General features: G+C 69.0%; 23 protein-coding genes. 16 read left to right on the forward strand and 7 right to left on the reverse strand.

The window, feature by feature from the left end:
* Positions 1-42 precede the first annotated feature (42 nt).
* From BLS66_RS01945 to BLS66_RS01960, 4 genes are all read left to right on the forward strand, one after another.
* On the forward strand, positions 43-1,743 hold the full coding sequence (locus BLS66_RS01945) for a FecR family protein (RefSeq protein WP_074724958.1): 1,701 nt from the start codon (positions 43-45) through the stop codon (positions 1,741-1,743).
* On the forward strand, positions 1,740-3,365 hold the full coding sequence (locus BLS66_RS01950; RefSeq protein WP_049468592.1) for a CHASE2 domain-containing protein: 1,626 nt from the start codon (positions 1,740-1,742) through the stop codon (positions 3,363-3,365). Before BLS66_RS01945 ends, BLS66_RS01950 begins: the two co-directional genes overlap by 4 nt.
* Positions 3,366-3,440: 75 nt before the next feature.
* Positions 3,441-3,893, forward strand: a complete 453-nt coding sequence (locus BLS66_RS01955; protein WP_049468590.1) for a DUF4442 domain-containing protein — start codon at positions 3,441-3,443, stop codon at positions 3,891-3,893.
* 47 nt (positions 3,894-3,940) lie between these two features.
* The gene (locus BLS66_RS01960) at positions 3,941-4,657 is read left to right on the forward strand and encodes a hypothetical protein (protein ID WP_074724959.1); all 717 of its coding nucleotides are present in this window, start codon (positions 3,941-3,943) and stop codon (positions 4,655-4,657) included.
* A gap of 8 nt (positions 4,658-4,665) precedes the next feature.
* Here BLS66_RS01960 and BLS66_RS01965 read toward each other — a convergent pair whose 3' ends face one another.
* On the reverse strand, positions 4,666-5,982 hold the full coding sequence (locus BLS66_RS01965) for a hypothetical protein (RefSeq protein WP_074724960.1): 1,317 nt from the start codon (positions 5,980-5,982) through the stop codon (positions 4,666-4,668).
* A 76-nt stretch (positions 5,983-6,058) separates the two neighbouring features.
* On the opposite strand from BLS66_RS01965, the gene BLS66_RS01970 reads away from it, so the two are divergent.
* The 9 genes from BLS66_RS01970 to rnfB all read left to right on the forward strand — a co-directional run bounded on the left by BLS66_RS01970 (position 6,059) and on the right by rnfB (position 15,226).
* Positions 6,059-6,742, forward strand: coding sequence for a DUF502 domain-containing protein (locus BLS66_RS01970; RefSeq protein WP_049427719.1), 684 nt, complete (start codon positions 6,059-6,061; stop codon positions 6,740-6,742).
* Positions 6,739-7,524: a queuosine precursor transporter gene (locus tag BLS66_RS01975; protein WP_053461001.1), complete on the forward strand. Its 786-nt coding sequence runs from the start codon at positions 6,739-6,741 to the stop codon at positions 7,522-7,524. Before BLS66_RS01970 ends, BLS66_RS01975 begins: the two co-directional genes overlap by 4 nt.
* Before the next feature lie 94 nt (positions 7,525-7,618).
* Positions 7,619-9,559 carry a DUF885 domain-containing protein gene (locus tag BLS66_RS01980; protein WP_074724961.1) on the forward strand — a complete coding sequence of 647 codons (1,941 nt, stop codon included), beginning with the start codon at positions 7,619-7,621 and terminating at the stop codon, positions 9,557-9,559.
* Positions 9,560-9,575: 16 nt separating this feature from the next.
* Entirely contained in the window at positions 9,576-10,646 is a 1,071-nt protein-coding gene (locus tag BLS66_RS01985) for a serine hydrolase domain-containing protein (RefSeq protein ID WP_074724962.1), read from the forward strand.
* 8 nt (positions 10,647-10,654) lie between these two features.
* Positions 10,655-11,059 (forward strand): SMU1112c/YaeR family gloxylase I-like metalloprotein, encoded by a 405-nt coding sequence (gene gloA2 / locus BLS66_RS01990; protein WP_057494626.1) that lies wholly within the window; start codon positions 10,655-10,657, stop codon positions 11,057-11,059.
* A gap of 432 nt (positions 11,060-11,491) precedes the next feature.
* Positions 11,492-11,935 (forward strand): DUF2147 domain-containing protein, encoded by a 444-nt coding sequence (locus BLS66_RS01995; RefSeq protein ID WP_049465074.1) that lies wholly within the window; start codon positions 11,492-11,494, stop codon positions 11,933-11,935.
* Positions 11,936-12,035: 100 nt separating this feature from the next.
* Positions 12,036-14,117, forward strand: coding sequence for a methionine--tRNA ligase (gene metG / locus BLS66_RS02000; RefSeq protein WP_064238965.1), 2,082 nt, complete (start codon positions 12,036-12,038; stop codon positions 14,115-14,117).
* 78 nt (positions 14,118-14,195) lie between these two features.
* Entirely contained in the window at positions 14,196-14,786 is a 591-nt protein-coding gene (locus tag BLS66_RS02005) for an HAD family hydrolase (RefSeq protein ID WP_049465076.1), read from the forward strand.
* Positions 14,787-14,812: 26 nt separating this feature from the next.
* Positions 14,813-15,226 carry an Rnf electron transport complex subunit RnfB gene (gene rnfB / locus BLS66_RS02010; protein WP_049465097.1) on the forward strand — a complete coding sequence of 138 codons (414 nt, stop codon included), beginning with the start codon at positions 14,813-14,815 and terminating at the stop codon, positions 15,224-15,226.
* Between the two features lie 50 nt (positions 15,227-15,276).
* On the opposite strand, the gene BLS66_RS02015 is transcribed toward rnfB, so the two are convergent.
* Positions 15,277-15,624 carry a RidA family protein gene (locus BLS66_RS02015; protein WP_049465077.1) on the reverse strand — a complete coding sequence of 116 codons (348 nt, stop codon included), beginning with the start codon at positions 15,622-15,624 and terminating at the stop codon, positions 15,277-15,279.
* A gap of 194 nt (positions 15,625-15,818) precedes the next feature.
* Here BLS66_RS02015 and mprF point away from each other — a divergent pair, with 194 nt between their 5' ends.
* The gene (mprF, locus tag BLS66_RS02020; RefSeq protein ID WP_053506551.1) at positions 15,819-18,383 is read left to right on the forward strand and encodes a bifunctional lysylphosphatidylglycerol flippase/synthetase MprF; all 2,565 of its coding nucleotides are present in this window, start codon (positions 15,819-15,821) and stop codon (positions 18,381-18,383) included.
* 96 nt (positions 18,384-18,479) lie between these two features.
* Here mprF and BLS66_RS02025 read toward each other — a convergent pair whose 3' ends face one another.
* The 4 genes from BLS66_RS02025 to BLS66_RS02040 form a co-directional block, all read right to left on the reverse strand.
* Positions 18,480-19,826 (reverse strand): virulence factor family protein, encoded by a 1,347-nt coding sequence (locus BLS66_RS02025; RefSeq protein ID WP_074724963.1) that lies wholly within the window; start codon positions 19,824-19,826, stop codon positions 18,480-18,482.
* Positions 19,827-19,904: 78 nt separating this feature from the next.
* On the reverse strand, positions 19,905-20,522 hold the full coding sequence (locus BLS66_RS02030; protein ID WP_074724964.1) for a DUF998 domain-containing protein: 618 nt from the start codon (positions 20,520-20,522) through the stop codon (positions 19,905-19,907).
* A complete protein-coding gene (locus BLS66_RS02035; protein ID WP_074724965.1) occupies positions 20,519-20,692 on the reverse strand; it encodes an oxidoreductase-like domain-containing protein in 174 nt (57 codons plus the stop codon). The genes BLS66_RS02030 and BLS66_RS02035 overlap by 4 nt, the downstream gene beginning before the upstream one ends.
* A gap of 47 nt (positions 20,693-20,739) precedes the next feature.
* Complete coding sequence (locus tag BLS66_RS02040) at positions 20,740-21,342, reverse strand: HD domain-containing protein (RefSeq protein WP_053461010.1); 603 nt, start codon at positions 21,340-21,342, stop codon at positions 20,740-20,742.
* A gap of 230 nt (positions 21,343-21,572) precedes the next feature.
* Between BLS66_RS02040 and BLS66_RS02045 the strand changes: the two genes are divergently transcribed.
* A complete protein-coding gene (locus BLS66_RS02045; protein ID WP_074724966.1) occupies positions 21,573-22,733 on the forward strand; it encodes a transglutaminase domain-containing protein in 1,161 nt (386 codons plus the stop codon).
* A 7-nt stretch (positions 22,734-22,740) separates the two neighbouring features.
* Here BLS66_RS02045 and BLS66_RS02050 read toward each other — a convergent pair whose 3' ends face one another.
* Positions 22,741-23,076 carry a zinc ribbon domain-containing protein YjdM gene (locus tag BLS66_RS02050; protein ID WP_010482882.1) on the reverse strand — a complete coding sequence of 112 codons (336 nt, stop codon included), beginning with the start codon at positions 23,074-23,076 and terminating at the stop codon, positions 22,741-22,743.
* Between the two features lie 175 nt (positions 23,077-23,251).
* Here BLS66_RS02050 and BLS66_RS02055 point away from each other — a divergent pair, with 175 nt between their 5' ends.
* The gene (locus BLS66_RS02055) at positions 23,252-24,613 is read left to right on the forward strand and encodes an Hsp70 family protein (protein WP_074724967.1); all 1,362 of its coding nucleotides are present in this window, start codon (positions 23,252-23,254) and stop codon (positions 24,611-24,613) included.
* The last annotated feature ends 35 nt before the right edge of the window (positions 24,614-24,648 follow it).

Below are 24,648 nucleotides of genomic sequence, written 5' to 3' on the forward strand. Positions count from 1 at the left end.
ATGCGGCCGCCACGATCCGTTCGGGGGGATGAGGTCGGGGCCATGGGGTCTTGCAGCTGCACCCCCGCATTGCCGGGATTGCAAACTGTGACCGTCGTCCGCTCTCTGTCGTTCGCCAAGCGTTTCACGGGCGCCCTGCTGTGCGCCCTCTTCGCGCTGCCCGCCCTGGCCGGCGCCCAGGACTGGAACTACCGGGTCCGCCCCGGCGATACCCTGTGGGACCTGGGCGGGCTGTACCTGAAGCCTTCGGTACGCTGGCAGCAGCTGCAGCAGCACAACCGCATCGACAATCCCTACCAGTTGCCGCCGGGCCAGCTGCTGCGCTTCCCGATCAGCTGGCTGCGCACGGAGCCGGCGCCGGCACGGGTGCTGTCCGTGCGGGGCAAGGTCGAACTGTCCGGCGCCGATGGCAGCGCGACCCGCGCGCTCCGGGCCGGCGAGCAGCTGCACATCGGCGACACGGTGGAAACCGAAGGCGATTCCAGCATCACCCTGGAGTTCGCCGACGCCTCGCGCCTGCAGCTGCGCGAATACTCGCGGCTGCGGCTGGACCAGTTGAGCCGCTACGGCCACACCGGCATGGTCGATACCCGCCTGCGCCTGCAACAGGGGCGGGCCAGCAACCGGGTGACGCCGGCGCGCGGCCCCGCCTCGCGATACATCATCGATGCGCCCACCGCGACCAGCAGCGTGCGCGGCACCGTGTTCCGGGTCAGCGCCGGCGATGCCGGCCACGTCGGCGCCACCGAGGTGCTGCAGGGCAAGGTGCAGGTCGGCAACCTCCGTGGCCAGCGCCTGGTCCAGCCAGGCCAGGCCACCCGCAGCAGCAGTGTCGACGCGGCCCCCACCGCCGCCGTCGCCCTGCTGCCGGCACCGCAGCTGCGCACCGGCGAGCTGCGCCTGGCGCCACTGCCGACCCTGCTGGCCTGGGAGCCGGTCAGTGGCGCCGCGCACTACCGGGTGGAAGTGGTGCAGGCGGCAATGCCGGAGATCCTGCTGTTCGCTGCCACCACCGCCGACACCCGGCTGGCGATCGGCGACCTGCCACCGGGCCAGCTGCGCATCCTCCTGCGCGCGGTCGATGCGCAGGGCGTCGAAGGCCTGGACGCCAGCGCCGATTTCGAGCTCAACGACCAGCCACCGCCGCCGCTGACCGTGTCGCCGCTGCATGGGCAGACGATCAACAGTGACCGCCCGCGTTTCCGCTGGAGCCAGGCCCCCGGGGCGCGCAGCAGCGTGCTGCAGATCGCCGCCGACGCCAGCTTCGTGCAGCCCCTGCAGGAACAGACCAGCACCGGCACCGACCTGCGCCTGGCACAGCCGCTGCGACCGGGCCAGTACTACTGGCGGGTGGCCTCGCGCGATGCCAACGGCCACCAGGGTCGCTACGGCCAGGCGCTGCCACTGCACCTGAGCGATGAGCCAGTGGACCCGGCACTGCAGCCGCCCGAAGCCGCGCATGGCGAACTGACCCTGCGCTGGCAACCGGGCAGCGCAGGCCAGCGCTATCGGGTGCAGGTGGCGCGCGGCGCGGACTTCAAGGCGCCGCTGGTCGACGAAACGGTGTCCGAGCCACAGGTCAGCTTCAAGCGCCCGTGGAGCGGCACCCTGCACGTGCGCGTGCAGTACATCGACGATGACGGTCACGCGGGCGCGTTTTCCCCTGCCCAGCAGATCCCGCTGCCCTGCCGCCTCTGCTACGGTGCCGGCGGCGGTGCCCTGCTGCTCTGGTTGTTGTTGTGAGGCGTTCGCCGCTGCCGTGGTCGAAGCGGATCCTGCTGGCCCTGCTGGCCGGCGTGCTGACCCTCGTCGCCAGCCAGGGACAGTGGCTGTGGCGGCAGGACGAAGCCGCCTATGACACGCTGGTCGGCACCTGGGATTACCGCCCCGACCCCAGCGTGCTGATCGTGGCCATCGACGAAGGCAGCCTGCAGCGCATCGGCCAATGGCCCTGGCCGCGCTCGGTGCACGCGCGCCTGCTGGACCGGCTGACCGATGCCGGTGCCGAACGCGTCGCGCTGGACCTGATGCTGTCCGAACCGGACCGGCGCGACAGCCGCCAGGACGATGCGCTGGCGGCCGCGATCCGACGCAACGGCCGGGTGGTGCTGCCGGTGCTGGCCGCACCTGCGGCCGGCGACCGCATGGCCGAGGAGATGCTGCCGATTCCCCAGATCGCCGCCAGTGCCGCCGCCATCGGCCATACCGATGTCGAGGTGGATGGCGACGGCGTCGCCCGCGGCGTCTATCTGCGCGCCGGTATCGGACGGCCGCACTGGCCGGCGCTGGGCCTGGCACTGGCCGATCTGCCTGCAGGCGCGGTACGTGGCCTGCCCGATCCCGACCCGGACGTGGGCTCGCCCTACCAGTGGCGCCGCGACGATTACGTGCGCGTGCGCTACGCCGGCCCGCCCGAGCGGCTGCCACAGGTGTCCTATGCGGACGTGCTCGATGGGCACGTGGACGCCGCGATGCTGCATGGCCGCCGCATCGTGGTCGGCATGACGGCCAGCGGCATCGCGCCTCGCCTGCTGACCCCGACCACCCGCGAGTTCTGGATGAGCGGCAGCGAATACCAGGCCAACATCGCCTCGATGCTGCTGCAGCACAAGCAGATCGACGTGCTGCCGCACGCCTGGCAGCACGCCATCAGCGGCGTGCTGGTGGCGCTGTGCGTGATGCTGCTCGGCCTGCGCCTGCCGTGGCTGGTCGCGCTGTGTTCGCTGCCGATGCCGCCCCTGCTGAGCTGGCTGCTGCTGCGCACCGGTGACCTGTGGTGGGCACCGGCCAGCGCGATGCTGGGCGTGGCGCTGGCACTGCTGGTCTGGGCGGTGTGGCGGATCTCGGCCTGGCACCGCCAGGCCAACCGCGACGCCCTCACCGGGCTGGGCAACCGCCTGCGCTTCGAGCAGTCGCTGCAGCAGGAATGCGATGCGGCGCGGCGCACTGGTAAGCCTCTGAGCCTGGCCCTGATCGACGTCGATCACTTCAAGCGTCACAACGACCGCCACGGCCACCAGGTGGGCGACCGCGTGCTGCGCGATGTCGCCCGCCTGATCGGCGCGCATGCGCGCCGCCCGCGCGACATGGCGGCGCGCTACGGGGGCGACGAGTTCGCGCTGGTGTTGCCGGATACGCCGGCCGAAGGCGCGCGCCAGGTGGTCGAGGACCTGATTGCCTGCGTGCGTGCCCTGCCGGCGCCAGGCGATGACGGCAACGACGCCGTGACGCTCACCATCGGCGTGTTCACCCGTATCCCCGACGGCGAACTGCAACCGCACCATTTCGTCGAAGGCGCCGACACCGCCCTGTACCAGGCCAAGGCCAACGGCCGCGACGGATACACGATCGACGGCGGGGCATGACATCCCGGCCCCGGGTGCAACATACGCCTGCGAATGGTTAGACTGGGCGCCCCCGCCCTGTGCTCCCGGATCTGCATGAACGCCCGCCTGTTCCGCGTCGGCATCAACCTCTGGCCACCGTTCCTGTTCACCGGCATCCACGTCACCCGGATCACGCCCGACTACCGGCAGATCGACGTGGAACTCCGGCTGCGGCCCTGGAACCGCAATTACGTGGGGACGCATTTCGGCGGCAGCCTGTTTGCGATGACCGATCCGTTCTGGATGCTGGGCCTGCTGCACATCCTCGGCCGTGACTACTACGTGTGGGACCGGGCCGGTGCGATCGATTTCCTCAAGCCGGGCCGGGGCACGGTGCGCACCTCGTTCCGCATCGACGACGCACTGCTGGCGGAACTGCGTGCCGAAGCCGCTGGCGGCGAGAAGGTGCTGCGCTGGTTCAGCAATGACGTGGTGGATGAATCCGGTGAAGTGGTCGCCCAGGTACGCAAGCAGGTCTACCTGCGGTTGAAGCCACACGTACGCTGATCCAGAGCGCCGGCGCTATCCTCTGCCTCCCTGCCATGGAGGCTCCGATGCGCCCGTATGCGCTTGCCACACTGCTGATCCCCCTGCCCTTCACCGCCCACGCACTTGACCTGCCACCGGTGCAGTATCCGACGCTGCCGGCCCAGGCGGCCCATGCCGCTGGGTTCGTCCCCCAGGGCTGGACACTTGAATCAAGTGTCGAAGGCGATCTCGACCAGGATGGCCGCGCGGACCTGGTACTGGTGCTGCGCCAGCAGGAGCCGCGCAACATCATCGAGCACGATGGCTTCGGCCCCTCGCCGTACGACAGCAACCCGCGCATCCTCGCCGTGGCGTGGTCGCGCCCGTCCGGCTACGTGCTGGCGGTGCAGGACCACCGGCTGATACCGCGTCCCGACAATCCGGTGATGAGCGACCCGCTCGAAGACGGCGGCGTCAGCATCCAGCGCGGCACCCTGAAGGTCGCACTGTTTTCATTCGCCAGCGCGGGAAGCTGGTCAATGGGCACGACCGTTTTTACCTTCCGCTGGCAGGACGATGCCTTTGCGCTGATCGGCTACGACCAGAACTCGGTGATGCGCAATTCCGGGCAGACCGAATCGGTGAGCGTGAACTTCTCCACCCGCAGGGTAAAACGGAGCGAAGGCAGCATCGAGGACGACAAGGAGAGCGTGCGCTGGGAGCCGCTGCACAGCCGCCGCCGCTGGACGCTGCAGACCGTCGGTGATGGCTGGGCGTTCGATCCGCTGGCGGGCAGCGACTGAGCCACTGGTCAGTCGCGCACAGCAGCGCCCGGGGCGTTCTCCATCACCAGCGGCACCGACAGCCACGGGCTCTCGTCGCTGCTGCGCGCCGGTGAACGCCGCGGCACCTGCAGGCGGCGGCCATCGGCCGACAGCTGCGGTGCCCGCACCGGTGAGCGGAACCGGTCCGGCAGGTGCTGCAACGCATCCACCGGGTCTTCGGCCTGCTGCCGCAACCAGCGCTGCGCGCCGATCAGCCGCACCATCGCCGCGGCATCCTGGGGCCGCGACGCGTACGCGGGATAGGCCGGGCCGGCGATATCGGTCAGCACGCACCCCATGAGATTCGACAGGCAGCCGAAGTCGTGCTGCGGCGGCGCAGGCACCGGCAGTGGGCGGTCCGCTTCCAGCGCGGCCGTGGCCGCGGCTCCACAGGCCCAGCCCATGTTGCCGGCGGCGCGTGCCAGGGTGCTGTTGCGATCCAGTACCAGCACACCGCCGAATGCCTGCGCCGAGGTTTCGATCGCCGCCCGGGCCATCGCGTACTCGCCCTGCATCGCCCGGCACAGGCTCTGTTCGGGGGCCAGCATCGGCCGCATCGCCTGCTCGCATTCGGCCGGCAGCGGGTGGTCGGCCGGCAGTTCGACCAGCATGTCGGCCAGCAGCTGGGCATTGGCCTGCACCAGGCTGGCGCCGACGATGCTGTCCACCAGGTAGCTGCCGCCGGTCAGCAGCCGGCGCCCCAGCTGCAGGCCGCGGCAACTGCCGCGCAGGGCGCCGTCGATATCACCCTGCACGAACGCCAGCGCGCGTGCGCTGGTGGCATCGATCATCAGGCCATAGGTCGGCAACGGCACCAGGATGGCCTCGCCCCGGGGCTGGAACGGCGATGCGAAGTGGTCCGCATCGGCCAGCTGGTCCAGGCGCGCATGCAACTGCTGGTGGCCCGCGTGGGCATCGATGAAGCGTTGCGGATCGGCGCGCACCTGACGCAGGCAGTCGCTGGCGGTCGGTCCGCAGCTGGCTGCCGGCCGCGATTGCAGCGCGTGGTGATCCTCTGCCAGCTGCGGACGGGCGACGTTTTCGCCACGCTCATCCGCCTCCCAGCGTCGCACATCCCCCGCCAGCGCCTGTTCGCGCTGGCGCGTGTCGAGATCATCGAACGCGAGCGTCCACAGCAGCGCAAAACCGTTGTGGCCCTGGGTTGGCAGGCGCGCCTGCAGGCGCTGCTGGGCCTGCAGCCGCGATTCCGGCACCGGCCACATGCGCGAGGCGCCCCACACCACGATGGCCAGCACCAGCAGGCCGGCCACGGTCCAGCCCAGTCCGCGCAGAATCTTCAACACAGCTTCCCTTCCATGTGTCGTTGCCGCAGTCGATTCCCCAGCGTAATCGACCGGCCGTGGCCGCTACAATGCGCGCATGTCGCTCGAAGCCCCCGCCCTGGTCCCCCGCCCTTCCCTGCAGCGCCTGTTCCTGACCGGCCTGCTGACCCTGCTGCCGATCTGGCTGACCTGGGTCGTGGTCAAGTTCGTGTTCGTGCTGCTGTCAGGCATTTCCAGCCCGCTGGTGGTGCCGCTTTCCGAGCAGATCGCGACGAGCTTCCCGCATTACCTGGGCTGGGTGCGTGCCGAGTGGATCCAGGACACCATCGCCCTGCTGGCCACCCTGCTGGTGATCCTGGCGGTGGGCGTGGCCAGCCGCCGCGTGCTCGGCCAGCGCCTGCTGCGCTGGGTCGGTGCGGTCATCAAGCGCATTCCGCTGGCCAGCATCATCTACGACAGCGCCAAGAAGCTGCTGGACATGCTGCAGACCGAGCCGGGCAGTACCCAGCGCGTGGTGCTGATCGACTTCCCGCACCGCGACATGAAGTCGGTCGGGCTGGTCACCCGCGTGATCAAGGAACACGGCACCGACCGTGAGCTGGCTGCGGTATACGTGCCAACCACGCCGAACCCGACCTCGGGCTACCTGGAAATCGTGCCGGTGGAGCTGCTGACGCCAACCGACTGGACCGTCGACCAGGCCATGAGCTTCATCATTTCCGGCGGCGCGGTCGCGCCGTCCAGCGTACCGTTCACCCGCGCCGGCGAACGCGCCGAATGACCACCGCGCCGATCGAGCGCCCGCTGCAGGACCGTGCGGTGCTGCTGTTCATCGTGCTGGCCGCGTTCTTCTGCGGCAATGCGGTGCTGGCCGAGCTGATCGGGGTGAAGATCTTCGCGCTGGAAGACACGCTCGGCATCGCCCCGCTGAACTGGAACCTGTTCGGCCAGACCGGCTCGCTCAGTTTCACCGCCGGCACCCTGCTGTGGCCGGTGGTGTTCATCATGACCGACACCATCAACGAGTTTTTCGGCAAGCGCGGCGTGCGCTTCATCTCGTGGCTGGCCGTGGTCCTGATCGCCTACGGCTTCCTGTTCGCCTTCGCAGCGATCTCGCTGGCGCCGGCCAGCTGGTGGGTCACCTCGATGGACGGCCACGGCGTGCCGGATTACCAGGCCGCATTCGCGGCGGTGTTCGGCCAGGGCATGTGGACCATCGCCGGTTCACTGGTGGCCTTCCTGCTCGGCCAGCTGATCGACGTGGCGGTGTTCCATCGCATCCGCCAGGCCACGGGCGAGCGCCACGTGTGGCTGCGTGCGACCGGATCGACCGCGATCTCGCAGGTGGTGGACAGTTTCGTGGTGATCTGGATCGCCTTCGTGCTCGGCCCGCAGCACTGGCCAACCTCGCTGTTCCTGGCCGTCAGCAGCGTCAACTACATCTACAAGATGGGTTTTGCGATCGCGCTGATTCCGCTGCTGTACCTGATGCGGCGGGCGATCACCCGCTATCTGGGCGCCGACCGGGCCGCCGCGCTGCGCGCCGCGGCCGCGGCTGACTGAAGCCCCAGCGGCGAAAAGCTGACTGCGCCTTCACGCTGGCCGTACGCGGCCGGATCGTGCAAGCTCCACGGTCTGTGTTCCACGGAAGCTCCTGATGCCGCATCCCACCCGCGTCCTGGCCGCCGCCATCGCCGCGTTGTTCCTGTTCAGTGCCGTGCCGTCGGCCGAGGCAGCGAAGAAGAAGGCCAGCCGCCCTGCCGCCGCGCAGACCCGCCAGGCCGCCAAGCCCAAGGCCAGGCCCGCGCGCGCCACCGCGCCGACCCGCGGCAGTTCGGCGCGCCGCGCCGCGCCGCGTCCGGTCGCACCGGCCCGCGCCGTGCCCAAGCAGGTGCAGCTGGAGCGCCTGTACGATGAATACTGGGATGCCTCGATGCGGTTGAACCCGCTGCAGGCCACGTTCCAGGGGGAGTCGCGCTACAACGACCAGCTGCCCAACATCCTGTCCGCCGCCTGGCGCCAGCAGTCGCACGACTTCACCACGCAGTGGCTGGGCAAGGTCGAAAAACTCGGCAGTGACGGCCTGCAGGGCCAGGACCTGCTCAGCTACGAGATCTTCGTGCGCGACGCGCGCGCCTCGCTGGCCGCCGAACGCTACCCGAGCTGGATGATGCCGATCAGCCAGTACTACAACATCGGCAGCATCATGGCGATCCTCGGTTCCGGTGCCGGCGCGCAGCCGTTCAACACCGTGCAGGACTACGACACGTGGTCGCGCCGATCGCTCGGCATTCCCGAGCTGTTCGACCAGGCCATCGACAACATGCGCCAGGGCATGAAGGCCGGCGTGGTGCAGCCGCGCGACCTGATGGAAAAGGTGCTGCCGCAGCTGGATGCGGTGATCAAGCCGACCGCCGAAGAGAGCATCTTCTGGTCGCCGATCCGTACCATGCCGAACACCATCACGGCCGAGGACAAGGCGCGCATCAGCGCCGAATACAAGCGCATGATCGAGCTGCGCATCATGCCGGCCTACCGCGCCCTGCGCGGCTTCATCGCCACCGAATACCTGCCCGCCACGCGCGCCAGCAGCGGGCTGGGTGCACTGCCCGATGGCCAGGCCTGGTATGCCAACCTGATCGTGCAGACCACGGCCAGCGAACAGACCGCCACGCAGCTGCACGCGCTGGGCGAACAACGCGTGCAGGAGCTGCAGGCGCAGATCGCCACGGTGATGAAGGACGCCAGGCTGCGCGGCACACCGACCAAGCTGCTGCGCAGCATGCGCAACGACCGCCAGTTCCAGTACGGCGATGCCAGCGCGCTGATCAACCGCTACCGCCAGGTGCAGCAGCAGGTCAACGCACGCCTGCCACAGGTGCTCGATACGTTGCCCAAGTCGACGCTGGACGTGCGCGCGGTGGAACCGGAGCGTGCGCTGACCGCCGCCGCGGCGGCCTATCAGCCGTCTGCGGCCGGGCAACCGGGCGTGCTGTACGTGAACACCCGCGACCTGCCCAGCCGCAAGCGCTGGAACGTGCCGGTGCAGTACCTGCACGAAGCCATTCCCGGCCACCACGTGCAACTGGGCCTGCAGCAGGAGCTGGCCAAGCTGCCGCGCTTCCGCCGCCTCGGTGGCGATCTCGCCTTCGTCGAAGGCTGGGGCCTGTACGCCGAAACGCTGGGCGAAGACCTGGGCATCTACACCGATCCCTACGACCGCATCGGCTACCTGTACTCGCGCCTGCTGCGTGCCGCCCGCGTGGTGGCCGATACCGGCGTGCACGCCCAGGGCTGGAGCAAGCAGCAGGCCGTCAGCTACCTGCAGAAGACCGTGGACATGAGCAGTGACGACGCCAACGCCGAGGTGGAGCGGATCATGGCCCAGCCCGGCCAGGCGCTGTCCAACGTCGCCGGCCTGACCACCATCGTCGCCCTGCGCGACAAGGCCAGGGCACGGCAGGGTGCAGCCTTTGACCTGCGCCGCTTCCACGCCGAACTGCTGAAGGACGGCTCGATGCCGCTGGACGTGCTGGACCGCAAGATGGAACGCTGGATGGCACAGCCGGCCACCGCCACGCCCGCCCCTTCACCCTGACCGCTGCGGAGCCACCATGCGCCCTGCCGTCGCCCTGTTCGCCGCCGTGCTGGGACTGCTGCCTCTGGCCGGTACCGCCGCGCCGGTGCTGACCCCACCGGACGCCGGCGTCGACGGCCTGATGCAGGCCTACGATGGCCAGGTGCCCGGCGCCGCAGTCCTGGTGCTGCACGACGGGCAACCGGTGTTCCGCCGTGGCTACGGCCTGGCGGTGGTGGAGGACGGCACCGCCGTCACCCCCGCAAGCAACTTCCGGCTGGCCTCGGTCAGCAAGCAGTTCACCGCTGCGGCGGTGCTGCTGCTGGTGGAAGACGGTCGGCTCGGGCTGGACCAGCCGGCCCGGCGCTGGCTGCCCGAACTGCCGCCGGCTACCGCCGCCATCACGATCCGCCAGCTGCTCTCGCACACCAGCGGCCTGCTCGACTACGAAGACCTGATGGATCCGGCCGACAGCCGTCAGGTGCACGACGCCGATGTACTGGCCCTGCTGTCGCACCAGGACCGGCTGAACGCCGCGCCCGGCACGCAGTATCACTACAGCAACAGCGGCTATGCGCTGCTGGCACTGATCGTCGGCCGCGCCTCCGGCCAGGACTTCGCCGCCTTCCTGCAGCAGCGCATCTTCCGCCCGCTGGGCATGGCCCATACCGTGGCCCACCAGGACGGCGTCGACACCGTTGCCGCGCGGGCCTACGGCTACAGCTGGCTCGAGGGCCGCTGGCAGCGCACCGACCAGAGCACCACCAGTGCCGTGCTCGGTGATGGCGGCATCTATTCCTCGCTGGACGACCTGGCCCGCTGGGATGCGGCGCTGTACGACGACCGCCTGCTGTCGAAGGCCTCGCGCCGCGCGATGTTCAGCCCGGCCACGTCAACGCCCGAACCGGATGTGCCGCACTACGGCTTCGGCTGGCGCCTGAATGGCCCGGTGCAATGGCACAGCGGCGAGAGCATCGGCTTCCGCAACGTGATCGTGCGCCATCCGGAAAAGCACCTGACCGTGATCGTGCTGACCAACCGCAATTCCCCCGAGCCCTACCCGCTGGCGCAGAAGATCGCCCAGCGCTGGCTGGACGTGCTGCAATGACCGCTGCAATGGACATCGAATCCGACGCCCTGCTGGGCATCCACCACGCCGCACTGATCTGCAGCGACTACGCGCGCTCGAAGGACTTCTACGTGCGCATCCTCGGCCTGCGCGTGCTGGCCGAGAACCATCGCGCCGCGCGCGATTCCTGGAAGCTGGACCTGGCCCTGCCCGACGGTGGCCAGCTGGAGCTGTTCTCCTTCCCCTCGCCGCCGCCCCGTCCCAGCCGCCCCGAAGCGCAGGGGCTACGCCACCTTGCGTTCCGGGTCGCCACGCTGGAGCCGTTCATCCAGCGCCTGTCAGCGCATGGCGTGGCGTGCGAACCGATCCGCGTGGACGAATACACCGGCCGCCGCTTCACCTTCTTCGCCGACCCCGACGGCCTGCCGCTGGAGCTGTACGAAGTGGGTTGACGTTCCTGGGGGTCAGATCCCTTTTCCGACGGAAAAGGGATCTGACCCCATCGCCGCCACCGGAAACGTCATCCATGCGTGGCATGGATCTGTGTCGACCAAGGTCGACATCTACCCACAGCCGCAGAAATCTGTCAGAGGTGGGGCGGTGTGGGTGGGCAGGACCGTTGGCGCCATGGATGGCGCCATCGAGCCCCCAGGGATGGGTTTACGGCGTGTCCTGCCCACCCACACCGCCCCGCCATCCCACGGAATCCCGCCGCTGCCGTTGCGGTTGCCGTTGCCGTTGCCGTTGAGGTTGCCGGCCAGCGGCCGGCACTACCGCAGGTGCAGGGCGCAGCCCTGCAAAGACCCTCTTCCCCATACCCCGCCGAATGGGTATACAGTCGACCCGTACCGGCACCGTGCCGGAATGAACCCTGGGAGGGGACCATGCGCAACACCTTCAAGACCCTGCTGCTGGCACTGCCGCTGTGCCTGGCCGCCCTGTCGGCGCAGGCCGCCGACGGCGCCGCCGGCCGCTGGAAGACCATCGACGACAAGACCGGCAAGGTGAAGTCGATCGTCGAGATCACCCAGGCCGCCAACGGCACGCTGAGCGGCAAAGTGGTCGACATCCTGCACTCGGACAAGGGCCCGAACCCGGTCTGTGACGGCTGTGAAGGCGCCAACAAGAACAAGCCGGTGAAGGGCATGACCATTCTCTGGAACCTGAAGCCCGACGGTGCCAACAAGTGGTCCGGCGGCACCATCCTCGACCCGGCCAACGGCAAGACCTACAAGTCGAAGATGGAACTGCAGCCTGGCGGCACCCGGCTGGACGTGTCCGGCTGCATCGCCTTCATCTGCCGCGCGCAGACCTGGCAGCGCGAGTAAGCACCCGCCCGCGCTTCATTCCCGTGACCCGGCCCCGGCCGGGTCACGCCGTTGCGGGCGTGCGATAATCTGCGGTTCCCCTTGGATCCACCCCGCGACCATGACCCGTACCGCGCTCGTCACCACCGCCCTGCCCTACGCCAACGGCCCGCTGCATCTGGGCCACCTGGTCGGCTACATCCAGGCCGACATCTGGGTGCGTGCGCGGCGAATGAGCGGCGGCAAGACCTGGTTCGTCTGCGCCGACGACACCCACGGCACGCCGATCATGCTGGCCGCGGAAAAGGCCGGGGTCACCCCGGAAACCTTCATCGCCAACATCCAGGCCAGCCACGAACGTGACTTCGCTGCCTTCGGCGTGGCCTTCGACCACTACGACTCGACCAACTCGGCGGCCAACAAGGCGCTGACCGAGCAGTTCTACCTGAAGCTGGAAGCGGCCGGCCACATCAGCCGCCGGTCGGTGGCGCAGTTCTATGACCCGGCCAAGGGCATGTTCCTGCCCGACCGCTACGTCAAGGGCATCTGCCCGAACTGCGGCAGCCCCGACCAGTACGGTGACAACTGCGAAGTGTGCGGCGCGACCTATGCGCCGACCGACCTGAAGGAGCCGCGTTCGGTCATTTCCGGCGCCACGCCGGAAATGCGCGATTCGGAACACTTCTTCTTCGAGGTGGGCCACTTCGATGCGTTCCTGCGCGAATGGCTGGCCGGCGATGTCGCCCTGCCGGGGGTGAAGGCCAAGCTGGGCGAGTGGCTCAACGCCGAAGGTGGCCTGCGCGCATGGGACATCTCGCGCGATGCGCCGTACTTCGGTTTCCAGATTCCCGGCCAGCCGGGCAAGTACTTCTACGTCTGGCTGGATGCGCCGATCGGCTACCTGTCCAGCTTCCAGACCCTGTGCGGCAAGCTCGGCGAGGACTTCGACGCGCACCTGCGCGCCGGCACCGCCACCGAGCTGCACCACTTCATCGGCAAGGACATCGTCAATTTCCACGGCCTGTTCTGGCCGGCGGTGCTGCACGGGACCGGCCATCGCGCGCCGACGCGCCTGCACGTGAACGGCTACCTGACCGTGGACGGTGCCAAGATGAGCAAGTCGCGCGGCACCTTCGTGATGGCCCGCACCTTCCTCGACGCCGGCCTGGAACCGGAGGCGCTGCGCTACTACTACGCCGCCAAGTCCGGCGGTGGCGTCGACGATCTTGACCTGAACCTGGGTGACTTCATCGCCCGCGTCAACGCCGACCTGGTCGGCAAGTTCGTCAACCTGGCCAGCCGCTGCGCCGGCTTCATCAGCAAGCGCTTCGACGGCCAGCTGGCCGCGCAGCTGCCCGACGCGGCGCAGTACCAGCGCTTCGTCGACGGCCTGGCGCCGATCCGTGAAGCCTACGAGCGCAACGACCCGGCCGCGGCGATCCGCCTGACCATGACCCTGGCCGACGAAGCCAACCGCTACATCGACGACGTCAAGCCGTGGGTCATCGCCAAGCAGGAAGGCGCCGACGCGCAGCTGCAGGCCGTGTGCAGCCAGGGCCTAAACCTGTTCCGCGTGCTGGTCACCGCATTGAAGCCGGTGCTGCCGGCCACCGCCGCGCAGGCCGAGGCCTTCCTGGCCGCGCCGGTCAATGACTGGACCGAACTGGCACAGCCGCTGCTGGGCCACCGCATCACCGACTACACCCCGCTGTTCACCCGTATCGACCCGAAGAAGATTGACGCCATGATCGACGCCTCCAAGGACACCCTGCAGCCGGCCGCCGCGGCCGCTCCCGCCGCCAGGACCGAAGCGGTCAAGCCGGCCGCACCGGCACCTGCCAAGGACGAAGCCAAGGGCGCCGACGCCCCGGCCTACATCGGCATCGATGATTTCGCCAAGCTCGACCTGCGCATCGGCAAGGTGCTGGTGTGCGAGTTCGTGGACGGTTCGGACAAGCTGCTGCGCTTCGAACTGGACGCCGGTGAACTGGGCAAGCGCCAGATCTTCTCCGGCATCCGTGGCAGCTACGGCGAGCCGGAAAAGCTGGTCGGCCGCAGCGTGGTGTTCATCGCCAACCTGGCCCCGCGCAAGATGCGCTTCGGCCTGAGCGAAGGCATGATCCTGTCGGCCGGTTTCGACGGTGGCGCGCTGGCGCTGCTGGACGCCGACAGCGGCGCGCAGCCGGGCATGCCGGTGCGTTGATGCCTGCAGCGGGCGTGGCCAGGGCCGCGCCCGCCGGTGCCCATGGCCAGCGGAGGCAACGTGATGGAAGGCGACGGAATGGAACTGGCGCTGTTCGACTTCGACCACACCGTGACCACCTGCGATACCTATGGCCGTTTCCTGCGCCGTGTGGCCACTGCCGAACAGCTGGCGCAGGCGTGGTGGAAGGTCGGTCCGTGGCTGGCGGCGTACAAGCTGAACCTGATCTCGGCCGAACGCATCCGCGCACGCGTCACCCGCCTGACCTTCAGCGACCGCCACAGCGATGACATCGCCACGCTCGCGACCGGCTTCTCGCGCGAGGTTTTGCCCGAGGTGGTGCGACCGGAGATGCTCGAACAGATCCGCTGGCACAAGGAACAGCAGCACACCGTGGTGATCGTGTCCGGCTCGCTGGACCTGTACCTGCGGCCGTGGTGCGAGCCGCTGGGCCTGCAGCTGATCTGCAACCGGCTGGAAAGCCAGGGGGGGCGCCTGACCGGCCGTTACGCCGGTGGCGACTGTGGCCCGCGCAAGGTCGAGCACATCCGACGCCAGTTCGATCTGTCGCGTTATGTGCGCATCCATGCCTACGGCGACAGTTCCGAAGACAAGCCGATGCTGGCGCTGGCGCATGAGCGCTGGTTCCGTGGCAAACCCCTGAAGTGACCCTGACGCGCAGCCTTTCGCCACGCATGAGCCTGATCCCGCCCCTCACCGAACGCCTCGACCGCCTGCTGCCGCAGACCCAATGCGGGCAATGCGGCTATGACGGCTGCCGCCCCTACGCGCAGGCGATGGCGCGCGGTGAGGCCGGCGTGGACCGCTGTCCGCCGGGCGGCGATGCCGGTGCACGCGCGCTGGCCCAGGTGCTGGGTGTCCCGGCGCTGCCCTTCGACCGTTCGCGCGGCGAGCACAAGGCGCCGCAGGTGGCGTTGATCGTGGAAGCCGACTGCATCGGCTGCACCAAGTGCATCCAGGCCTGCCCGGTGGATGCCATTGTCGGCGGTGCCAAGTACATGCACACGGTGATTGCCGAGCTGTGCACGGGCTGCGAACTGTGCATTCCGCCGTGCCCGGTGGACTGCATCGAGTTACTGCCCCTATAACAGGGGTCAGATCCCTTTCCGCAGGAAAGGGATCTGACCCCATCCCGCAGTTACGGCACCGCTGCCGTCACCACGATCTCGACCTTCCACTCGGCATGGGCCAGCTTGGCCTCGAAGGTTGCGCGGGCGGGAGTCGCACCCTCGACCACCCACTCGTCCCACGCCTTGTTCATGCCCTCGAAATCGGCGATGTCGGCCAGGAACACTTCCGCGCGCAGCACGTGCTGGCGGTCGCTGGCGACCAACGCCAACAACTTGTCGATCTCTGCCAGCACCTGACGGGTCTGCCCGGTGATGTCCTGGCTGGTGTCTTCCGGGATCTGGCCGGAGAGGTAGGCGACCTTGTTGTACACGGTCATTTCGGACATGCGCGGTCCGACGTCGTAACGCTCCATCATGGGCGTGGCTCCTGCGGGTGATCAGGCCTGCATTGTCCTCCAAACCGGTCAACGATGGGTGCAGGGGCGAGCGGCCACGCAGCCGCACTACCGCACTCCGACACGGCCGCTGGTCAAATGGCGGCAACAGGCGCAGGATGCGCCACGCCCCGCGTTGACACCGCACTCGCCCTCCCTGACGCACCCTTGCGCCGATGACCGCCCCCACCGAATCCACCGCTGCTCCTTCCACGCCCACCTGGAAGCGGGTCGCCACCATCGTCATCCCGTTGCTGATCCTCGCCCTGGCGCTGCACGGCCTGGCCAGCGAGTTCGATGAGAACGGCTACCGCGCCATCCGCCACGCCTTCCGCCAGCTCAGCGGCACCCAGATCGCACTGACCGTGGTGCTGGGGCTGGCCAGCTACGCCTGCCTGATCGGCTTTGATGCCATCGGCCTGCGCCGCAGCGGCATCCGCGTGCATCCGGCCCGCATTGGCATCACCGCTTTCCTGGCCCACACCCTTGGCCAGACCGTGGGCTTTGCCGCGCTGACCGGTGGCGCGGTGCGCCTGCGCGGCTATCGCACGGCCGGCCTCGATCTGGCGCAGATCGGCCAGGTGGTGCTGATGAGCACGCTCGGCTTCGTGTTCGGTGCGTGGCTGCTGATCAGTGTGGCGCTGTGCATGGAACCGGCGGCGGCGGCACTGGCATTGCCACTGGATCCCGATGCCGTGCGCATCGTCGGCATCGTCGCCCTGCTCGCCTATGTCGGCACGGTGCTGCTGGTCGGCCGCAATGGACGGCAGTTCAGTGTGTTCGGCCATGCGTTGTGGCTGCCCGACCGCCGCACCATGCTCGGCGTCACCGTGCTCAGCGTGATCGAACTGGTGCTGGCCAGTGCCGCGTTCTACGTACTGCTGCCGGACTCCACGCCAACCGGCCTGCCCGGCTTCGTCGGCCTGTACCTGGTCGCGGTGCTGGCCGGCCTGGTCTCGACCGTGCCGGCCGGCCTGGGGGTGTTCGAGTGGAGCCTGCTGAAACTGTTGCCGCAGGTGGCGCCGGCGGCGGTACTGGCGGCGGCGCTGATCTACCGCGTCACCTACTACGTGCTGCCGCTGGTGCTGGCCACGCTGCTGGCGCTTGCACCCGCGCTGCGGCAGCCGCTGCAGGCCAGTGCCGGCGCGACCCGGGCCGGCTGGAACGCACTGCGCCCGTGGCTGCCGCAGATCATCGCACTGGCGGTGTTCAGCATCGGCGCGGCGCTGGTCATCGACGGCACACTGCCGACGCCGCGCCGTCACCTGGTGAACGCCTCGCTGCCGATCCTGGAAACCTCGCACCTGATCGGCAGCCTCAGTGGCGTGGCGCTGCTGCTCATCGGCCAGGGCCTGGCCCGGCGCAGCCATGCGGCCTGGATGCTGGCGATGGCGGTGTGCGTGGTCACCCCGCTGCCGCTGTGGCTGCGCGGTGGCCAACCGCTGATCGCCGTCTCGGCCGTACTGGTGGCGATGGCGCTGTGGGCTGCACGGCGCGAGTTCTACCGCCAGGGGGCACTGCTGGATGAAGCCTGGTCATGGCCATGGCTGCGCAACCTCGGCCTGGTGCTGGTGGCGGTCACCTGGCTGCTGTTCTTCACCTACAGCCATGTCGAATACCAGAACGAGCTGTGGTGGCAGTTCGCGCTGTCCGGCAACGCGCCGCGCGCGCTGCGTGCCCTGCTGGTGGTGGCCATCGCGCTGGTGATGTTCGGCCTGGCACGGCTGCTGCACAGCACGCGCAGCCCGCTGCCAGCCGCCGATGAAGCAACGCTGCAATCGCTGGCGCCGGTCCTGGCCGGTGCCACCGACACCCAGGCCTGCCTGGTGCTGACCGCTGACAAGGCGGTGCTGCGCGATGATGCCAGGCAGGGCTTCGTGATGATGCAACGCTACGGCGGCTCGCTGATCGCGATGGGCGATCCGGTCGGCCCCCCCGACGTGGCGCGCGCGCTGATCTGGCGCTTCCGCGAGGAAGCCGACCGGCTTGGCCTGCGCCCGGTGTTCTATCAGGTGGGCGAGACCTACTGGCAGACCTATCTCGACCTGGGCCTGGGCCTGGTCAAGCTGGGCGAAGAAGCGATGGTGCCGCTGCACGACTTCGGCCTGGAAGGCCGCGAACGCGCCGACCTGCGCCAGGCCTGGAACCGCGGCAAGCGCAGCGGCCTGTCGTTCCGCGTCGCGCCGGTGGAGGAAATCCCCAGCCTGCTGCCACGCCTGCACGCCATCTCCAACGCCTGGCTGGAAGACAAGGCCGGCGACGAAAAAGGCTTCTCGCTCGGCAGCTACGACCCGGATTACCTGGTGCGCTTCCCGGTGGCGCTGGTGGAGGCCGAAGGCCAGATCGTGGCATTCGCCAACCTGTGGCAGGCGCCGGCCGGTGCCGAGCTGTCGGTGGACCTGATGCGCCACGTCAACGAAGCACCGAAGGGCACGATGGACTTTCTGTTCATCGAGCTGTTCCTGTGGGGCCGGGCGCAGGGCTATGCGCGCTTCTCGCTGGGCATGGCGCCGCTGTCCGGGCTGGCACAGCATCGGCTGGCCGGCCGTTGGAACCGCCTGGCCGGCCTGCTGGCGCGGCATGGCGAACGCTTCTATGGGTTCAGTGGCCTGCGCCGCTTCAAGTCGAAGTTCGACCCGCAGTGGCGGCCACGCTATCTCGCGGCACCCGGCGGCATGCACCTGCCGGCGGCGCTGCTGGACGCCACGCGCCTGATCTCGCTGGACCCGCGGCGCAATTGACGCCCCATACCGCCGGGCATGCCCGGCATCACCTGCCGCCCGGTAGGTGTCGACCTTGGTCGACACGTCGGCGACAGCCGTCGGCATGGCTTGACGCTACATGCCGCCCTTGAGGATCACTTCGGCCAGGCGATCGTAGTCACCACCGAAATGGTGGTCACCCGGCAGCTTCACCTTCTTCACGCCGTCATTGGCCGGCAGGTCCGGGCACAGTGCGTCCTCATCCTTGTCGCCGTACACGCACAGCGTTTTTTCCGCCGGCAGCCTGGCCACTTCCGGCGCGATCGGCAGGCCATCGCCGCCGCCGCCCAGCCAGTTGCTGACATGGAACTCGAAGTCGGCCTTCTTGCCCACCGACAGCAGCACGATACGCTCCAGCGCTTCACGGGTGCCGGCGTCGAGCTGGTTGATGGTGGCCGGCAGCACGTCGGCGCCCTGCGAGAAACCGATCAACATGACCTTGTCGCGGTGCCACTGCTGGCGGTAGTGGTCGATGATCTTCTGCAGGTCGGCGGCGAAGCCTTTCGGCGTGCGCTCGCTCCAGAAGTAGCGCAGCGAGTCGATGCCGACCACGGCCACGCCGTGCTCGTTGAGCGACGACGCCACGTCCTTGTCCAACCCGGCCCAGCCGCCGTCGCCGGACACGAACACGGCCAGCGTGTCACCATTGCCGCTCGCCGGCATTTCCACTATCGGCAGGCCCTTCAGCGCGGCCGGTGGCGGTGCCAGGCTGACACCCGCCTGCGCACCGATCACGCGCGCCGCGGCGACCAGGCCCGGCGACGCATCACCGCGCGCGGTGCGCTTGAATTCGCGCGCCATCGCCACCTGCTGCACGAACTGGCTGGCCTCGCCCACCTTGCAGCCGTGGTCACCGGCTGCACTCAGCCACGGAAAGTTCAGTTCGGCCGGCTGCAGCCGGTTGTGCTTCACGCCATCGCCGCAGACCATGCGCTCATGGGCGTGGTCCGGGCAGAAGCCGGTGGTCAGCAGGCCAGCGAACACCTGCGTATCGGCCTGCGCAGCCAGCGCATAGGCCATTTCAGCGCCTTCGCCATCGCCGCCAACCAGCGGCAGGTGGTACCCGGGCAGATGCAACGAGGCCTGCAGCCAGCGCGAGAAATTCTCGACATCGCCGGAACCGAACGAACAGGTCGGGTTGCCTTCGCGCTTGAGCACGCCGCGCAGGTGCGCGATGTCCACGGCGGCGACCATCGCGCCGTCGGCACGCAGGGCCTCGATCGGCAGACGACTGGTATCGCCACCGGGAGTCGGTTCGTGGAACCAGATCACCACCCGCTGCGGGGTACCGGCCGGCATGTGCACCGGAATCTGCTCGAACCGCCCATGGCTGAACTGCTGCACGGCCGCTGCCGCTGTTGCCGGCAGCGCCGCCAGCGCCAGCACCACACCCATTGCCCTGCCCAGCCCTGCACGCTTCATGTCGCATCCCCGATGGAATGCGCACACGATACGCTGCCTCCACGTGCACGGCACGTACCGGTGCAGGCCGTTGGGGTTTCAGCAGGCAGCGGTGCGCCGGCTGCGACGGTACAGGGCCAGCGCCAGGTACAGCAGCCAGCCCACGATCACCACGATCACGGCCTTCTGCCCCAGCCCACGGGGCGGACCCCCGCGCCACAGTACGTGCAGCCACAACAGCACGAAGGCCAGCCAGGCCCAGCCCCAGAGCAGGCCCGCGGCAGACTGCCAGCCCGGTTCGCGGCGCAGGTACCAGGCCTGCAGCAGCATGCCGACGCTGGCGCAGAGGAATGCGGTGTTGGCCGCCAGCCCATGGATGAACGGCGCCAGCAGTGGCTTGGCGTCGGGCAGCCAGCTGTCACCGATGGCGACCGTGGCCAGACCCAGCGCCGAGACGGTGAACAGCAGCGGCGCCGCCGCGCTGCGCCGCGGGCCGATGCTGTCGCGATACAGGGCGATGCCGAGCAGCGCGATCGCCGCTGCCAGCACGCAGTAGGCCGCGCGCAACGCCAGCCCCCAGGGCCCGTGCAGGTAGAGGCTCAGCGTGGCCCGCACCCAGTCCAGGTCGGTGCGGACGAACTGGGTCCACAGCGCGGTCGCCAGGAACAGCAGCAGCGCCGCCGTCGCCAGCAGCGCCGCCGGACGCGCGCGGCTCATGGGGACGCCTCCGGGTGCCGTGCCTGCCACTCGGCCAACGCCTTTCGATAACGCTGCAGCTCGTCGGCATACAGATCCAGCACGCACAGCGGGCAGCCGCTGCCGCAGCATTCGTTGGGACCGGGCTCTTCGGGTGGCTGCGGACGGGGATCGGGATCAGGGACGGACACGGTGGGAAGGCAATCGGTGGAAACGGGCGCCAGTGTAGCGGGCGGACTCAGCGATCCAGCTGGCGGCGCAGGTTGTCGCGGGCAGCCGCATCCAGGCGTTGATGGAAGAAATCACTGAGGAAAATGCGGGGTGCACGCAGCAGCCCCTGCAGGAAACGACGGCGGCCGGCCCGGTACAGGAAGCCTGGCACCACGCCCTTGTACTCCTCGGCCACGCCACGGTCATAGGCGGCGAACACCGGCTCGGGCGCTGCCAGGATCGCCATGTCGCAGTCCAGGAACAGCGCCGCCTCGGCATCGACATCATCCGGACCGAGCTCGCCATGGCGGGCGGTCAGCAGGATCAACTGCTCGACCCGGGCGGCATCGACGGTCGCCAGTTCCGGCGCCTGCGCGATCACCTGCAGCGCCAGTTGCGCCGAACGCGCCTCGTTGTCCTTGCGTCCCGCCACGTAGATCGCGTCGTGGTAGAGCACGGCCAGGTAGACCTCGGCCGGGTGCTGCCAACCGGGGCCGTCGGCGACCTCCTGGCAGTGCTGCAGCACCGCGCGCACGTGGCCGAAGTGATGGTAGGCGCGTGGTGGCGTTGCATAACGGTCCTGCAGCGCCTGCCACTGCGCCGGAGCAAGCGTCAGCGGGGAAAAATCCATGCCCCGATCATCCCGCCTGCGTCGGCGGCGGGCAAGCGGGCGATTTTTTCACCAGCCGCTCACAATGCTTGCCCGGCCAGGCCTGGACGCGGTTGTCCACAGCTTTGTCGAGCACTGGTCCACACCGGTTGTGGATGAACATCCGGCCCGACCAGCGGTCACCGCAACGGTGCGTGCACAGGTCTACACTCGCCCTCAGGCGGAAGCGCCCGCCGCTGCCGGGAACCGTCATGTGCCGTCCTGCCGCCCGATCCGTACTGCTCGCCTTGGCCGCCTTGGCCGCCTTGGCCGCATCCCCTGCAGTCGCGCAGGAGCGTGCGGCGACCGCAGCCCCCGTGGTCGCGGCCAGCCCTGTCGCGCCGACGATTCCGACGCCGCCGCAGGTGTTCGCGATCCCACCGGCGATGCACGACATGCTGCGCACGCAGGTGATCAATCGCAGCTACTCGCGCGAGCAACGCCTGCAGGCCCTGGTGGAGATGATCTTCGACCGCCATGGCCTGGACCTGCAGTACGACGCAGACGCGACCCTCACCGTCAGCGAAATCTGGCAGCAGCGACGCGCCAACTGCCTGGCGTTCACCCTGATGTTCGTCGCGCTGGCCCGCGAGGCCGGCATCCAGGCGCGCGTGCAGGAAGTCGGCCAGGTGGTGTCGTGGTACCAGGACCAGGCACAGGGGCTGGTCTACAGCGTGGGCCACGTCAATGCCGGGGTCGGCTTCGCCGACCGCTTCGCCACGGTCGACCTGGACCGCAACGTGCTGTACGACCGCCGCGGGCCGCTGCCGATCAGCCAGGCACGGGCCTTGGCTCACTTCTACAACAACCGTGGCGCCGAACGCATGGCCAGCGGCGATCTGACCGGCGCACGTGCCTTCTTCAACACGGCGCTGGCGCAGGACGCCGGCTTTGCCGCCACCTGGAACAACCTGGGCGTGCTGGAGAACCGGATCGGCAATACGGCCGCTGCGCGCCGGGCACTGGAAACGGCGCTGCGCCTGGACGGTCGCCAGGATGCGGCACTGACCAACGCCAGCGCGCTGTACCGCAGGCTGGGCATGAACGTGCAGGCGCAGGCGCTGGAGCAGCGGTTGCAGTCGGTGCAGCGCGAGGACCCGTTCGCGCAGTACATGCTGGGCGCCGAAGCCGAGCGAGCCGGCCAACTGGACCAGGCGATCCGCCATTACCGGCAGGCCGTGCGCCTGTACGACACCGCGCATCAGTTCCACTTCGGGCTGGCGCGGGCCTATTTCCTGGCCGGCCAGCTCAAGCGCGCCGATCGTGAGCTGCTGCGCGCGCAGGAACTGGGTGGGGCGCCGCAGCAGGCGCGCTACCAGGCCAAGCTGGACAGCCTGGCCCGCTGGCGCGCGCAGCAGCAGGCCAGGCGCTGACGGCCGGTCAGGCCTTCTTGAGGAAACAGGTCTTCAGGACCAGGCCCTTGATCTTGTCCGAGTTGCCTTCGATGTGCTCGGCATCGTCCTCGACCAGGCGGATGTTGCGGATCACGGTGCCCTGCTTGAGCGGAATCGAGGAGCCCTTCACCTTCAGGTCCTTGATCACGGTGACGGTGTCGCCGGCCTGCAGGGTGTTGCCGTTGCTGTCGCGCACGACCAGGGTGGAACCGGCGCTTTCCTCGGCGGTCCATTCGAAACCGCAGTCGGCGCAGATCCACAGCGCGCCATCGGCGTAGGTGTTTTCCAGCGTGCACTGCGGGCAGGCGGGGGCAGAAGACATCAGCAAGTACCTCAAAGTGAATCAACAGCCGCCATTGTAACCGCCCGGCTCCCCGGGCCTTTGCGCGCGGCGGCCGGCGGCCCTGCCTGCGCCGGCACCAGAGGCTGCGGAAACTTGCAGTCGGCGGCGAACTGCAGCAGAGTGCGCGGCCCCTGATCGCCCCCCGGAACTCCCCATGCGCCTCGGCATCGACTTCGGTACCAGCAACTCCGCCGCCGCCATCGTGCATGAGGGGAAACTGCTGCCGATCCGCTTCGGCGACGCCGAACAGTTCCGTACCAGCGTGTATTTCCCCGGCGTGGTACCCGACCCGGACGATTTCCAGCTCGATGACGGACAGGAACACCAGCTGCAGCAGATGATCGACAGCGCCGCGCGCGCCGCCCGTGCCGCCGGCCAGCAACGCACGCCGCAGGCGCTGCGCCGCGAAGCCCTGCGCGCCCTGCGCCGTGAATGGATGGAAGCCCGCGCCGGCAAGGAACGCAGCGCCAGCGACCTGCTGCAGAACGCGGTCTATGGCGACGACGCGCTGGACGCCTATTTCGAGGAACACGAAGGCAACCTGGTGCAGAGCCCGAAATCGATGCTGGGCTACAACCTGCACCCGCGCGCGAAGCAGACCATCACCGGTATCGCCGCGCACATCCTCGAACACATCCGCCTGACCGCCAGCGCCCAGCTCGGCCAGCCGCTGCGCGCCGCCCTGCTCGGCCGCCCGGTGCAGTTCCGCAGTTCGATCGGCGCAGCCGGCAACGACCAGGCGCTGGACATCCTGCGCGACGCCGCCACCCAGGCCGGTTTCGACCAGATCGATTTCCTCGAGGAACCGGCTGCGGCCGCCATGCATTACCACGCCGAAAGCCGCGAGCGGCACCAGGCGGTGATCGTCGACATCGGTGGCGGTACCACCGACATCGCCCATGCCGAAGTCGGCGGCGATGACGCGCCGCGCATCCACCGCGCCTGGGGTATCGCCCGCGGCGGTACCGATATCGACCTGGCGCTGAGCCTGTCCAGCTACATGCCACTGTTCGGCCGCGGCGTCACCCGCGTGCCCGCCCACCACTATGTCGAAGCGGCCACCGTGCAGGACATGACCCGCCAGCGCGAGTTCCGCCTGCACAAGTACGATCACGTCGACGCCCCGTGGGGCGCGCGCCTGCAGGCCCTGCAGGACACCGGCAACACCGCCCGCCTGTACCGCGACGTCGAGCGCGCCAAGATCGCGCTCAGCACCGCCAGCGAGCACCGCAGCACGCTGGACTACATCGCCCGCGACCTGCATGCCGACAGCAGCGCCGACGGCCTGGCCGCCGCCGCGCATGGCTACCTGGAGCAGATCCGCGAGCTGCTCGCCCAGGTCCGCAGCGACATCGACGGCGACCCGGACGCGGTGTTCCTGACCGGCGGCATGTCCCGCGCCGGGTACCTGCGCCAGGCGGTGGCGCAGGCCTTCCCGGGGGCCCGCGTGGTCCATGGGGAGCCTTCGTTGGGCGTGGTCCAGGGCCTTGCTCTGGCGGCAGCCAGCCGGGATTAACAAAACGTTACGGGGTCTAAGTTACCCTTGGTCGG

This window comes from Stenotrophomonas pavanii (genome assembly GCF_900101175.1).
In the GTDB taxonomy this organism is placed as follows: domain Bacteria; phylum Pseudomonadota; class Gammaproteobacteria; order Xanthomonadales; family Xanthomonadaceae; genus Stenotrophomonas; species Stenotrophomonas pavanii.